The following is a 12,747-nucleotide window of genomic DNA, read 5'->3' as shown; positions in this document are numbered from 1 at the left end:
GGCAAGCAGATATATTTTAATCATATTAATAAATAAACGTTACGCTATGTACGCAATTGTAGAGATAGCAGGGCATCAATTCAAAGTTGAAAAAGACCAAAAAGTCTTTGTTAATCGTTTAGCAATAGAAGAAGGTAAGCAAGTGTCATTTGACAATGTACTTCTTTTAGCTGATGGAGACAAAGTAACTTTAGGCGCCCCAGCTATAAACGGAGCTCAAGTAGGAGCCAAAGTTTTAAAGCACCTTAAAGGTGATAAAGTAATCGTTTTCAAAAAGAAAAGACGTAAAGGTTACCGTGTAAAAAACGGACACAGACAATCTTTAACAGAAATCTTAATTGAAAGCATCGTTGCTTCAGGAGCAAAACCAGCTGCTAAAGCTGAAAAAGCTACTCCTGCTAAAAAAGCAGAACCTAAAGCGGCTGCTCCAAAAAAGGAAACTGCTAAGAAATCAACTGCAAAAGCAGATGATTTAAAGAAAATTGAAGGTGCTGGACCTAAAGCTGCTGAGGCTTTAGTAAGTGCAGGTTTCGATACTTTTGCTAAAATAGCAAAAGCAAATCCTGAAGAATTAAGTACTATTCTAACTGATGCAAGTTCAAGACTAGCTCATATAGTTACTGATACTTGGCCAAAACAAGCTAAATTAGCTGCTGAAGGCAAATGGGATGAATTAAAAGATTTACAAGACAAATTAGACGGTGGAATTGAAAAGTAATTTTCGTTTCATTTAATATTAATAATATAAAACCTTAAGACAATGGCACACAAAAAAGGAGTCGGTAGTTCTAAAAACGGTAGAGAATCAGAATCGAAACGTTTAGGTGTAAAGATATTTGGTGGTCAAGCTGCAATAGCTGGTAACATTATCGTTAGACAAAGAGGGAATACTCATCATCCAGGTGAAAATGTATATTCTTCAAAAGATCATACGTTACACGCAAGGGTAGATGGATTAGTAAAATTCACTAAGAAAAAAGATAATAAATCTTATGTTTCTATTGAGCCTTTTGAGGCTTAATAAACAGATTTTTAAATCTATAAAAAAAACCTTTCTGGAAACAGAAAGGTTTTTTTATTTAAAATTAAATTGTAAATTTATTATTCAATAATATAATGAATATGAAAAAAATAAAAACAGCATTTTTACTAGTTGCTATCCTCCTGTTTTCAATTAATACAGCTAATGCACAAGAGATAACCAAATATGATTATTTAGAAGTCATTGTTTTTCAGAAGATGGATAACAGTGGAAAAGTTAAGCGCATTGAGGTCAATAATCAGAAATCACTCGACGGAAAAACGATTACTATTAAAGCCATTGAAAATCTAGATAGCACTTCAGAATTACTTAATTATATGAATGAAAATAATTGGGAATTTGTTGATAGAAAAGCCATGATTGAAGGTAACAACCCAATCTGGTTAAGTTATTTATTTAGAAAACAGAAATAAAAGAACGGTTAAAAATCCCTTTCAAGAAATTGAAAGGGATTTTTTTATGCCTTAATCTCTTTAATAATCTTTAAATGATGACTGGTATGTAGTTCTAGAAAACGATAAACTCTTGTTGTATTAATATTACCAAACATAGGGTGTTTAAAAAAAGCATTCTTATCTAAATTTGGTATGGTAATAATCCCTTCTCTTACTTCTTTCATTTGATTTAGAAGGTCTTCTTTTGAAATCGTTTCAGGAGGTCTTACATATTTAGGCGCTTTTGCTTTACCGCGAGGAAAGAAGCCAAGTGTAAAGAATATTTTTCCTAAAAAGCTGAAATTATTTTTATATAAGGCAGGATCTGAAGCTTGAAGTGTTAGAATAACCTGATTGAGAACCTTAAAACTATGATCTATATGCCAGCCAATATTTGCTTTAGAAATATTTGGATTTGAAATTTCTTGATACCCTATCTGCTTTTCTAAAGAATCAATTAAAAGGTCTAATTTTTCCGAATTCATAATTAAATATTTTAAAGTTGGAAGATAAACTATTCCTATACAAAATGAACTTGTGTTTAAAAAACATCTAATGCTAATTAAAACCCCTTAGGGTTTGAAGCATTTATTGAACCTCTTTTAGTGTTGTTGCAGGTATACAACACAAAAAAGCGACTGCGTAAAGCCTGACCTTTGTGTTAACCTATCTGCCGACAGGCAGGCGCCAAAAAAAAATCCCAAACATGACTGCTTGGGATTTCGTATTTATTTTGAGATTCTTCGCTTTCGCCCAGAATGACAATTAATATCTATAATATTCAGGTTTATAAGGCCCTTCTACTTCTACTCCAATATATTTAGCTTGATCTTCACGAAGTTCTGTTAACTCTACACCTATTTTAGCTAAGTGCAATTGAGCTACTTTCTCATCTAAGTGTTTAGGTAACATGTAAACGTCATTTTCGTAAGCATCCTTGTTAGTCCAAAGTTCAATTTGAGCCAAAGTTTGGTTTGTAAACGAGTTAGACATTACAAAACTAGGATGTCCTGTTGCACAACCTAAATTCACTAAACGACCTTGAGCTAATAAAATCACATCTTTCCCATCAATGGTATATTTATCCACTTGAGGTTTAATGGTGTTTTTAGTATGACCATGGTTTTTGTTTAACCAAGCCATGTCAATTTCATTATCGAAATGTCCAATATTACAAACAATCGTTTTATCTTTCATAGCTTCAAAATGACGCCCTTGAACGATATCTTTATTTCCAGTTGTTGTAATAACTATATCAGCATTAGCAACAACCGTTTCTAATTTTTTAACTTCAAACCCATCCATAGCCGCTTGTAAAGCACAAATTGGATCGATTTCTGTTACTGTAACAATGCTTCCAGCACCTTTAAAAGAAGCCGCTGTTCCTTTACCTACATCTCCATAACCACAAACAACAACTCGTTTCCCAGCCATCATAATATCTGTTGCACGACGCACAGCATCTACTGCACTTTCTCTACAACCATATTTGTTATCGAATTTAGATTTTGTAACACTATCGTTTACGTTAATTGCTGGCATTGGTAATGTACCTGCTTTTACACGTTCGTAAAGTCTGTGAACTCCTGTAGTAGTTTCTTCAGATAAACCATTTATTCCAGCAGCAAGCTCTGGGTATTTATCTAAAACCATATTGGTTAAATCACCACCATCGTCAAGAATCATATTTAATGGTTTTCTATCTTCTCCAAAAAATAAAGTTTGCTCAATACACCAATCAAACTCTTCTTCTGTCATGTCTTTCCATGCATAAACAGCAGTTCCAGCATCGGCAATTGCAGCCGCTGCCTGATCTTGAGTTGAGAAAATATTACAAGAACTCCAAGTAACTTCAGCTCCTAAAGCTTGAAGTGTTTCAATTAAAACAGCCGTTTGAATAGTCATATGCAAACATCCTGCAATTCTTGCTCCTTTTAATGGTTGTGAGTTTTTGTATTCTTCACGAAGACTCATTAAGCCTGGCATCTCTGCTTCGGCTAATTCTATTTCTTTTCGTCCCCAAGCCGCAAGTGTAATATCTTTCACTTTATTAGCTACAAATGGAATGGTTTTCGTACTCATATATCTACTTTCTTTTATTATTAAATGCAGTCTCTTTGGCATTAAAACTTAAATAGTTAAATTCGCTTAACAATATTTGCAAATTTGCCTAACGCCATGCAAAGATAACTAATAACTTTTAGAAAATTAAATGCCTCTTTATAAAACACTTCAGCCTAACTCACAAACTACTGTTAAAATCTGGAAGATTACAGAGTCTTATAACGATTTATTTCAAGCAGTTAGCTTAAAACCTGAAAATTTAAAACGGGTTTTAGGAATGAAAAGTGAACTGCACCAACGAGGTTTTTTAAGTGTAAGACACTTGCTTTCAACATTTGGTTATACAGATACCGATTTGTTTTATGATGACAATGGAAAGCCCCATTTAAAGGACGGAAAACATATTTCTATTACACATTCTTTTACATTTTCTGCGGTTGTAGTTAGTGATTTTAAAGTAGGTATAGATATTGAAAAACAACGTGAAAAAATAGGCGTAATAGCACATAAATTCATGGAATATGAATTTCAATATCTAAAAGAAAATGAACCTGATTACATCAATAGATTAACGGTTATTTGGTGTATCAAAGAATCTTTATACAAGCTTTTTGCAACGCCAGGGTTGAGTTTTTTACAAAACACTTTAGTTATTCCGTTTACAATTAAAGAAGGCTCTACCGTTGCTTGGATAGATTACGAAAACAAAAAACACAGGTTTCAAACTCAGTTTTTCGAATTTGAAGGCTTTACCTGCGCTTATGCCCTGCCAGCCTAAAAAAAGAAAATAGATATAAAAACATTTGTAAACCTACCAGTCTACAAACAGGTTATTTCAAATGAAAAACATATATAATAACATATTACAATCCATTTCTAAAGGTGAAAGACTTTTAGCCGTTTTAATCGATCCTGATAAAATGAAGCTAGAAGGGTTGTCTAATTTTATCGTTAAGGTTAATAAATCCATAGCTACTCATATTTTTGTTGGAGGAAGTACCGTTGAAGAATTTGCCACAGAAAAACTAGTTTCCGAATTAAAAATACACACGAAATTACCAATCATTATATTTCCTGGCGATGTGTCTCAAATTACAGATCAGGCTGATGGCTTGCTGTTTTTATCTTTGATTTCCGGAAGAAATCCAGACTATTTAATAGGAAAACAAGTAGCTTCTGTTTCAAAATTAAGAGATACTGATTTGGAAATTATTCCAACAGGCTACTTGTTGATTGAAAACGGTAAAGAAACTGCGGTTCAAAGAGTAACAAACACTGAGCCTTTATTAATAGAACATTTTCAAGAAATAATAGATACTTCAAAAGCTGGAGAATTATTAGGTATGAAATTAATTTATCTAGAAGCGGGAAGTGGTGCTTTGCAACCCATTCCTTCAGATATAATTAATAAAGTTAAAAACGAAATAAGGATTCCTTTAATTGTTGGAGGTGGCATAAAAACTAAAAAACAATTAAGGGAAGTTTATGAATCTGGTGCAGATTTAGTAGTTATTGGAACTGCTTTTGAAGATGACGAAACTTTTTTCAAAGAATTAAAAAAATTATAAGAGTGCTCAAATTAAGTAGGAGATTCCCATCTTTGTGGGAATGAATAAAAATATACACAATGAAAATATCAGTAGACTTAACCTTATCGCCTTTACAAGACGATTACGAAATTCATGTTATTAACTTTATAAAATCCTTAAGGGATTCCAAATTCACGGTTTTAGAAAACCCCTTGAGCACGCAGATATTTGGTGAATATCATGAATTGATGCCATTTTTAACAGGGCAGATACATAAATCTTTTGAAGAGCAAAAAATATGTGTTTTAACCATGAAGGTTGTAAAAACTGATAGAAGTGACTATGAACCAAATTTTTAACTTCTTTTTTGAGCAATATGCGGGTTATCAAACTTTAGATATTTCTCTAGAAATTATTGCCGTAATTTTTGGGTTTTTATCTGTCTGGTTTTCCAAACAAAACAACATTTTGGTCTTTCCAACAGGAATTATAAGCACCAGTATTTTTGTGTACCTACTTTTAAAATGGGAATTATTGGGCGATATGATGATTAATGCCTATTATTTTATCATGAGTGTTTATGGTTGGTATATTTGGACAAGAAAAGTAGATGCTACTCACGTCACTCCTATTTCATTTACAACTAAAAAGGAAAAAATTACGAGCATCTGGATCTTTTTTGCAACGCTATTATTTGTAGGTATTGTTTATAACACTTTCAATATGTGGACCAGTTGGGTTGCTTATTTAGATACACTTACCACAGCCATCTTTTTTGTTGGGATGTGGCTAATGGCCAGACGAAAAGTTGAAAACTGGATTTTTTGGATAATAGGTGATTTAATTTCAATTCCGCTATATTTTTATAAAGGATTTACATTTACTAGTTTACAATATTTAGGTTTTACAATAATCGCATTTTATGGATATGCCGCATGGAAGAAACACTTAAACAACGAGAAAGCAATTGCTTAAAAGTGGTTCTTTTTGGTCCTGAATCCACTGGAAAATCCGTTTTATCAAAGCAATTAGCCACACATTATAAAACTCTTTGGGTTCCAGAATTTTCTAGAATCTACGCTGAACAAAAAGCAGAAAATAACGAAATCTTGACAAAAGAAGATGTTTTGCCAATTGCCAAAGGACAAATAGCTTTAGAGAATTCTCTTACTACCAATGTTGATAACTTGTTAATTTGTGATACCAATTTATTAGAAACCAAGGTCTATAGCGAAGCCTATTATCAAGGCTATTCTCACGAAGCGTTAAACAAATATGCTATTGAAAATTACTATAATCTCTATTTTTTAACTAATATTGATATTCCATGGGAACCAGATGGCATTCGCGACAAACCCCATGAAAGAGAAGCCATGTTTAAGGCATTTCAAGACGTGTTAATTAAAAACAAAATTCCTTATGTGATTCTAAATGGAAGTTTTGAAAAAAGATTAGAAACTGCCATAAAACACATAGATCAATTAATAAAAAATCACTGAATGTTTTCAGAAAAAGACATAAAACAAATTGAAGCCAAGGGCATAACCGTTAAAAAAATAACGACGCAAATCGAGTTATTTAAAACTGAATTACCTTTTGTTAACCTGCAATCTGCTGCAACTTTAAAACATGGTATCCTGCAACTTTCGGATGAAGAAACAAAGGAGTTTATCCTATTGTTTGATGCTAAAAGAAACCAGTATTCTATTATAAAGTTTGTTCCCGCTTCTGGCGCTGCAACTAGAATGTTTAAATCGTTTTTTAGTTTTCTCGAAGATTATAATCCCAAGCGCGAAACTCTGAATGCTTATATAAATAGAACAAAAGATGCTGTATTGGCTGTATTTTTTGTTGGTTTAGAAAAACTACCTTTTTATCAAATAGTTTTAGATGAAATTTTAAAATCACACCCAGAATATTATCAAGCTTCAGCAGACAAACAGTTTTATATTTTTATAAAAACCATGCTAGATTCAGACAAGCTTAACTATGGTTTTTACCCAAAAGGTTTGTTACCTTTTCATAAATACAAGAAACATATTGCCACGGCTTTCGAAGAGCATTTATTTGAAGCCGCACTTTATGCTTCAGCTAATAACAAAGCCAATTTACACTATACAATTTCAGAAAAATACAAGGATGTTTTTGACAACGAGTTTAAAAAGATACAACCTATTGTTGAACGTAAAACCAATATCCAATTCAAAATTTCATTCTCCTACCAAAATGAATCCACAGATACCATTGCTGTTACCGAAGACAACAAACCTTTTAGATTAGAAGATGATAGTTTACTTTTTAGACCATCGGGTCATGGCGCCTTACTCTCTAATTTAAACGATTTAAATGCCGACATTATCTTCATTAAAAACATCGATAATGTAGTAGTTTTTAAATATGAAAAAGAGGTGAGTGAATACAAAAAAATGTTAGCCGGAATTTTAATCAACATCCAAACAACAGCATTCCAGTATCTTGAAAAGTTAGAAAATTCTGATATCACGGAAAGTGAAATTGTAGAAATCGGCAACTTTTTATCTAATAAAATGTACGTGGTTATTTCCTCAGAGTTCGAAAAATATGCTAAAGAATATCAAATAGCTTATTTAAAAGATAAATTAAATAGACCTATACGTATTTGTGGGATGGTTAAAAACGAAGACGAACCAGGAGGTGGGCCTTTTTGGGTGAAAACTGAAAATGGTCAAGTATCTCTTCAAATAGTAGAGTCTGCTCAAATTAATAAAAAGGACAAATCACAGAAAGATATCTTAGAAAACGCAACGCATTTTAATCCTGTAGATTTAGTTTGTGGCATCAAGGATTATAAAGGGAATAAGTTTGATTTACAAAAATTTGTAGACCATAAAACAGCCTTTATAACCATGAAAACTAAGAATGGTAAAGACTTAAAAGCATTAGAGTTACCAGGTCTTTGGAATGGAAGTATGGCAAACTGGAATACTGTATTTGTTGAAGTTCCTTTAATTACATTCAATCCTGTTAAAACGGTAACAGACTTGTTGAAACCTACTCATCAAACACATTAACATGGTAGATGAAAATGCTCTTATTGCCGAATTAACTTTCAAAGCTATTAGAAGCTCTGGAGCTGGCGGACAACATGTAAACAAGGTTTCTTCTAAAGTGGTTTTAAATTTCGACTTAACAAATTCTCTAGTTTTATCTGAAGACCGAAAAACCCTCTTATCAAAAAATTTAGCAAGTAGATTAACGAAAGATGGTGTTCTAATTCTAAACTCCGACGAAAGTAGAAGTCAGCATAAGAATAAAGAATTAGTAATAAAACGCTTTTTAGAACTTATAAAAGAAGGTTTAAAAAAACCGAAAAGGAGAAGACCGACCAAGGTTCCTAGATCTGCTAAATTAAAGCGCTTATCAAAAAAGAAGCAACAAGCTGACAAGAAAGCTAATAGAAAATCTCCCGAGTTTTAGTATTCAATCGCAATACTCGGTAAACCAATATCTTATTGAAATTTGTTGCGAAAAACAAAAAAAAGTAGCCTTCCTATTTTTTAAATCGGAAATCTAATCTACCTTTGCCCCGTTCTCAAAAAGGGGTGCCTATTATCGGCTGAGATCATACCCAATGAACCTAGAACAGGTAATGCTGTTTAGGGATTTTTAAACCGAAATGATGATATCATTGCGAGCTTATTTATCGGATAGACCGATTTTATTCAGCGACCTAATAATTTCATGATTTCAAACACAATTAATTACTAACAAAGAATAATAACCTCTTTTTATTCGTATAAATTTATTTATCGGATGAAAATTTTATTCAACAATCTGTCATTTAGAAGTAGGCAGAGCTCTCAAGCAATTTTACTTTTTTTACTGTTAAGTTTTTCGGCATATTCGCAAGAAAAAGTACAAGATTCTACAAAACTCGAGGCTTTAGACGAAGTTTTAGTTAAAGCGGTTCGTGTTAATGCTACATCGCCAATTACCCATTCAAACATTAGTAAAGAAGAATTACAAAAAAGGAACTTAGGACAGGATGTGCCTATTCTTTTAAATTTTTTACCGTCGGTGGTAACAACTTCAGATGCTGGAGCAGGAATTGGCTATACAGGCATTCGGGTACGTGGTGTTAACTCGCAATCCACTAACGTAACCATTAATGGAATTCCTTATAACGATTCTGAATCTTTAGGATCTTATTGGGTGAATTTAGGCGATTTTGCTTCGTCTGTTGAAAGCATTCAACTACAACGTGGTGTTGGAACTTCAACCAATGGGGCTGGAGCATTTGGAGCAAGTATTAACGTGCTAACAGATGCTGTTTCAGAAAACCCATTTGGGGAATTGGCAAATAGTTATGGAAGCTATAACACCTGGAAACATACCCTAAAATTTAGTACTGGTTTACTAAACGATCAAATTGAAATTGCTGGACGTTTATCACAAATAACCTCCGATGGTTATGTAGATCGAGCCTCTTCAAACTTAAAATCTTATTTTCTACAGGCTACTTTTATAGATGGAAATACCATGCTAAAAGCCATTACTTTTAGTGGAAAAGAAGTGACTTACCAATCGTGGAACGGAATTGAAGACCCATATGTTTTAGAGCATGATAGAACTTTTAATTCTGCAGGAATATATACCGATGCCAATGGAAATGTTCAATTTTACGATAACGAAGTTGACGATTACCAACAAGATCATTATCAATTCCATTGGAATGAGCGTATAAACAATTCATGGTCTACCAACCTAGCACTTAATTACACCAAAGGAAAAGGTTATTTTGAGCAGTACAAGGAGGATCAGGAATTTGCAGATTATGGATTGCCAAATATTGAAATTGGAACTGAAACCATTTCTGAAACAGACTTAGTTAGACGCAGATGGTTAGACAATAATTTTTATGTTTTAAATGCCAATGCTAATTATAAAAACGAGGCCTTAGATCTTATTTTTGGAACTTCTTTAAGCACTTATTCCGGAGATCATTTTGGTGAAATAATCTGGGCTCAATATGCCAGTAACATGATGATAAGAGACAGATATTACAATGGAAATGGAAAGAAGTTAGATTTAAGTGGCTTTGCAAAGGCGTCTTATAAAATGAATGAACATGTAAGTTTGTATTTGGATTTACAAGAACGCTATGTAAGTTATAAAACAACTGGAACAAATTCGGATGTGGCACCATTTGTAGTTGATAAACATTACAATTTCTTCAATCCGAAAGCAGGAATCACCTATAACATGAACGAAAATAACAACATGTATTTTTCGTATGCAAGAGCCAATAGAGAGCCCAATAGAGATGATTTTGAAAACAATCCAGACATCCAACCAGAACAATTAAACGATTTCGAGTTAGGCTGGAGACATCAAGCTGAAGTTTTCACCTTTAAAACCAACTTATACTATATGTTGTATAATGAACAATTGGTTTTAACAGGAGCAATTAATGATGTTGGAAACCCAATTCGAAACAATTCTGGAAAAAGTTACAGGTTGGGATTAGAAATGGAAGCCAATATTAAAGTATCTAATAAGTTTAGCATACAACCGAATTTGGCTTTAAGCACTAATAAAAACGAAGAAACCGTTGTGTCTCTTGATGGAGAACTTGTTGACCTAGGAACGACCAACATTTCATTTTCCCCAAACATTGTTGCGGGAAATGCATTTATTTTCACACCTTTTAAAGGCTTCCAAATGGCTTTGTTAAGTAAGTTTGTAGGCGAACAGTATATGGGAAACACAGATTCTGAAACGTCAAAATTAGACAGTTATTTTGTAAACGATTTTAATGTGATGTATCAAATTGAAACAAAATCCATTTTTAAAGCCATTGTTATTTCGGCCTTGGTAAATAATATTTTTGGAGAAAAATACAGTTCTAATGGATTTTACTATACCTATGATGATGATTGGTCAGATCCAAATCAAATAACAACTATTGAAGGTACAGGATATTATCCTCAAGCAACTACAAACTTTTTATTAGGGGTAACTTTGAAGTTTTAATAGTTCGCAAAGTTTCATTTTAACAAACAAAAAAACTCCCAAACTAAATTAGTTTGGGAGTTTTATTTTTTAGATTCTTCAAGTCGCACTTCGACAAGCTCAGTGTGACATTTGGAATTTTACATTTTTTGAAGCCAATGCTTTACATCAACTTCAGCTTTTATAATATCTTTTAAATCTGCAATCTTCACACGTTTTTGTTCCATAGTATCTCTATGACGAATGGTAACAGTATTATCTTCCAGAGTATCGTGATCTACAGTAATACAAAATGGTGTCCCGTTGGCATCTTGACGTCTATAACGTCTTCCAACAGCATCCTTTTCATCATAATCCACATTGAAATCCCATTTCAAATCTTCAAAAATTTGCCTTGCAATTTCTGGTAAACCATCTTTTTTAACCAATGGTAAAATAGCCGCTTTTACAGGAGCTAAAACTGCAGGTAATTTTAAAACGGTTCTTGTGGTGTTATTTTCTAATTCCTCTTCAACTAAAGAATTTGAAAAAACAGCTAAAAACATTCTGTCTAAACCGATAGATGTTTCTAACACATAAGGTGTGTAACTCGCATTATCTTCATGATCGAAATACTGCAGTTTTTTACCTGAAAATTCTTCGTGTTGTTTTAAATCGAAATCGGTTCTCGAGTGAATTCCTTCTAATTCTTTAAATCCGAAAGGGAATTTAAACTCGATATCTGTTGCGGCATCAGCATAATGAGCTAATTTATCATGGTCGTGAAAACGGTAATTATCTGCGTTCATACCAAGAGATAAATGCCATTTCATTCGGGTTTCTTTCCAATACTCAAACCATTCTTTTTGTGTTCCTGGTTTAATAAAAAATTGCATTTCCATTTGTTCAAACTCACGCATTCTAAAAATAAACTGTCTCGCAACAATTTCGTTTCTAAACGCTTTTCCGGTTTGTGCAATTCCAAAAGGAATTTTCATACGTCCCGATTTCTGAACATTTAAAAAGTTTACAAAAATACCTTGTGCTGTTTCTGGACGTAAGTATAAATCCATTGCATGCTCTGCACTAGCACCAAGTTTGGTTCCAAACATCAAGTTAAACTGCTTCACTTCTGTCCAGTTTCTAGAACCAGTTAAAGGGTCTGCAATTTCTAATTCTTCAATAAGAGCTTTCACATCTACTAAATCTTCAGCTTCCAAAGATTTTCCCATTCTGGCAAGAATCTCAGTTATTTTTTCCTGATATCCTACAACACGAGGATTTGTAGAAACAAATTCTTCCTTATTGAAAGCCTCTCCAAAACGTTTTTCAGCTTTGGCTACTTCTTTATCTATTTTACCTTCTATTTTCGCGCAATAGTCTTCAATTAAAACATCGGCTCTATAGCGTTTTTTAGAATCTTTATTGTCTATTAAAGGGTCGTTAAACGCATCGACATGACCTGAAGCTTTCCAGATAGTTGGATGCATGAAAATTGCAGAATCGATACCTACAATATTTTCATTCATCTGGACCATTGCTTTCCACCAATAGTCACGAATGTTTTTCTTTAATTCTGCTCCATTTTGAGCATAATCGTAAACTGCGCTTAGTCCATCATAGATTTCACTACTCTGGAATACGTAACCATACTCCTTTGCATGAGAGATTACTTTTTTAAATTGATCTTCGTTTGCCATACTGCAAA

At 33.1% G+C, this 12,747-nt stretch carries 14 protein-coding genes; 11 read left to right on the top strand and 3 right to left on the bottom strand.

Annotated elements, in window-relative coordinates:
* The first annotated feature begins 46 nt into the window (after window positions 1-46).
* The 3 genes from rplU to IEV77_RS04240 all read left to right on the top strand — a co-directional run bounded on the left by rplU (window position 47) and on the right by IEV77_RS04240 (window position 1,455).
* Window positions 47-718: a 50S ribosomal protein L21 gene (rplU, locus tag IEV77_RS04250; protein ID WP_188462162.1), complete on the top strand. Its 672-nt coding sequence runs from the start codon at window positions 47-49 to the stop codon at window positions 716-718.
* Between the two features lie 42 nt (window positions 719-760).
* Window positions 761-1,021: a 50S ribosomal protein L27 gene (gene rpmA, locus IEV77_RS04245; RefSeq protein WP_109681945.1), complete on the top strand. Its 261-nt coding sequence runs from the start codon at window positions 761-763 to the stop codon at window positions 1,019-1,021.
* A gap of 101 nt (window positions 1,022-1,122) precedes the next feature.
* Window positions 1,123-1,455 (top strand): hypothetical protein, encoded by a 333-nt coding sequence (locus tag IEV77_RS04240; RefSeq protein ID WP_188462160.1) that lies wholly within the window; start codon window positions 1,123-1,125, stop codon window positions 1,453-1,455.
* 44 nt (window positions 1,456-1,499) lie between these two features.
* Here the strand turns inward: IEV77_RS04240 and IEV77_RS04235 are convergent, their stop codons facing one another.
* On the bottom strand, window positions 1,500-1,961 hold the full coding sequence (locus IEV77_RS04235) for a DUF1569 domain-containing protein (RefSeq protein ID WP_188462158.1): 462 nt from the start codon (window positions 1,959-1,961) through the stop codon (window positions 1,500-1,502).
* A gap of 280 nt (window positions 1,962-2,241) precedes the next feature.
* Window positions 2,242-3,558 (bottom strand): adenosylhomocysteinase, encoded by a 1,317-nt coding sequence (gene ahcY / locus IEV77_RS04230; protein ID WP_188462156.1) that lies wholly within the window; start codon window positions 3,556-3,558, stop codon window positions 2,242-2,244.
* A gap of 130 nt (window positions 3,559-3,688) precedes the next feature.
* Here ahcY and IEV77_RS04225 point away from each other — a divergent pair, with 130 nt between their 5' ends.
* From IEV77_RS04225 to IEV77_RS04190, 8 genes are all read left to right on the top strand, one after another.
* Window positions 3,689-4,318, top strand: a complete 630-nt coding sequence (locus IEV77_RS04225) for a 4'-phosphopantetheinyl transferase family protein (RefSeq protein ID WP_188462154.1) — start codon at window positions 3,689-3,691, stop codon at window positions 4,316-4,318.
* Window positions 4,319-4,379: 61 nt separating this feature from the next.
* Window positions 4,380-5,108 carry a phosphoglycerol geranylgeranyltransferase gene (locus IEV77_RS04220; RefSeq protein ID WP_188462152.1) on the top strand — a complete coding sequence of 243 codons (729 nt, stop codon included), beginning with the start codon at window positions 4,380-4,382 and terminating at the stop codon, window positions 5,106-5,108.
* Between the two features lie 59 nt (window positions 5,109-5,167).
* Window positions 5,168-5,428 (top strand): hypothetical protein, encoded by a 261-nt coding sequence (locus tag IEV77_RS04215; protein WP_188462150.1) that lies wholly within the window; start codon window positions 5,168-5,170, stop codon window positions 5,426-5,428.
* Window positions 5,412-6,044, top strand: coding sequence for a nicotinamide riboside transporter PnuC (gene pnuC / locus IEV77_RS04210; RefSeq protein ID WP_188462148.1), 633 nt, complete (start codon window positions 5,412-5,414; stop codon window positions 6,042-6,044). Before IEV77_RS04215 ends, pnuC begins: the two co-directional genes overlap by 17 nt.
* Window positions 6,005-6,568, top strand: coding sequence for an AAA family ATPase (locus IEV77_RS04205; RefSeq protein ID WP_188462147.1), 564 nt, complete (start codon window positions 6,005-6,007; stop codon window positions 6,566-6,568). The genes pnuC and IEV77_RS04205 overlap by 40 nt, the downstream gene beginning before the upstream one ends.
* Window positions 6,569-8,119, top strand: a complete 1,551-nt coding sequence (locus tag IEV77_RS04200) for a DUF4301 family protein (RefSeq protein ID WP_188462145.1) — start codon at window positions 6,569-6,571, stop codon at window positions 8,117-8,119. It abuts the gene before it with no gap.
* Window position 8,120: 1 nt separating this feature from the next.
* Window positions 8,121-8,525 (top strand): alternative ribosome rescue aminoacyl-tRNA hydrolase ArfB, encoded by a 405-nt coding sequence (gene arfB, locus IEV77_RS04195; protein WP_188462143.1) that lies wholly within the window; start codon window positions 8,121-8,123, stop codon window positions 8,523-8,525.
* A gap of 336 nt (window positions 8,526-8,861) precedes the next feature.
* Window positions 8,862-11,081 carry a TonB-dependent receptor gene (locus tag IEV77_RS04190; RefSeq protein WP_188462141.1) on the top strand — a complete coding sequence of 740 codons (2,220 nt, stop codon included), beginning with the start codon at window positions 8,862-8,864 and terminating at the stop codon, window positions 11,079-11,081.
* 119 nt (window positions 11,082-11,200) lie between these two features.
* Here the strand turns inward: IEV77_RS04190 and IEV77_RS04185 are convergent, their stop codons facing one another.
* Entirely contained in the window at window positions 11,201-12,739 is a 1,539-nt protein-coding gene (locus tag IEV77_RS04185; RefSeq protein WP_188462139.1) for a glycine--tRNA ligase, read from the bottom strand.
* Window positions 12,740-12,747 lie beyond the last annotated feature (8 nt).

Origin of the sequence: Xanthomarina arctica (genome assembly GCF_014638915.1) — a bacterium.
GTDB classification, from domain to species: Bacteria; Bacteroidota; Bacteroidia; order Flavobacteriales; family Flavobacteriaceae; genus Xanthomarina; species Xanthomarina arctica.
Note: the sequence above shows the minus strand (reverse complement) of the source record. Positions and strands in the feature narration are given on the sequence as shown.

Bases quoted from the DNA above. Each gene is read 5' to 3' on its own strand.
- rplU (WP_188462162.1), top strand. From the start codon at position 47: ATGTACGCAATTGTAGAGATAGCAGGGCATCAATTCAAAGTTGAAAAA.
- rpmA (WP_109681945.1), top strand. From the start codon at position 761: ATGGCACACAAAAAAGGAGTCGGTAGTTCTAAAAACGGTAGAGAATCA.
- IEV77_RS04240 (WP_188462160.1), top strand. From the start codon at position 1,123: ATGAAAAAAATAAAAACAGCATTTTTACTAGTTGCTATCCTCCTGTTT.
- IEV77_RS04235 (WP_188462158.1), bottom strand. From the start codon at position 1,961: ATGAATTCGGAAAAATTAGACCTTTTAATTGATTCTTTAGAAAAGCAG.
- ahcY (WP_188462156.1), bottom strand. From the start codon at position 3,558: ATGAGTACGAAAACCATTCCATTTGTAGCTAATAAAGTGAAAGATATT.
- IEV77_RS04225 (WP_188462154.1), top strand. From the start codon at position 3,689: ATGCCTCTTTATAAAACACTTCAGCCTAACTCACAAACTACTGTTAAA.
- IEV77_RS04220 (WP_188462152.1), top strand. From the start codon at position 4,380: ATGAAAAACATATATAATAACATATTACAATCCATTTCTAAAGGTGAA.
- IEV77_RS04215 (WP_188462150.1), top strand. From the start codon at position 5,168: ATGAAAATATCAGTAGACTTAACCTTATCGCCTTTACAAGACGATTAC.
- pnuC (WP_188462148.1), top strand. From the start codon at position 5,412: ATGAACCAAATTTTTAACTTCTTTTTTGAGCAATATGCGGGTTATCAA.
- IEV77_RS04205 (WP_188462147.1), top strand. From the start codon at position 6,005: ATGGAAGAAACACTTAAACAACGAGAAAGCAATTGCTTAAAAGTGGTT.
- IEV77_RS04200 (WP_188462145.1), top strand. From the start codon at position 6,569: ATGTTTTCAGAAAAAGACATAAAACAAATTGAAGCCAAGGGCATAACC.
- arfB (WP_188462143.1), top strand. From the start codon at position 8,121: ATGGTAGATGAAAATGCTCTTATTGCCGAATTAACTTTCAAAGCTATT.
- IEV77_RS04190 (WP_188462141.1), top strand. From the start codon at position 8,862: ATGAAAATTTTATTCAACAATCTGTCATTTAGAAGTAGGCAGAGCTCT.
- IEV77_RS04185 (WP_188462139.1), bottom strand. From the start codon at position 12,739: ATGGCAAACGAAGATCAATTTAAAAAAGTAATCTCTCATGCAAAGGAG.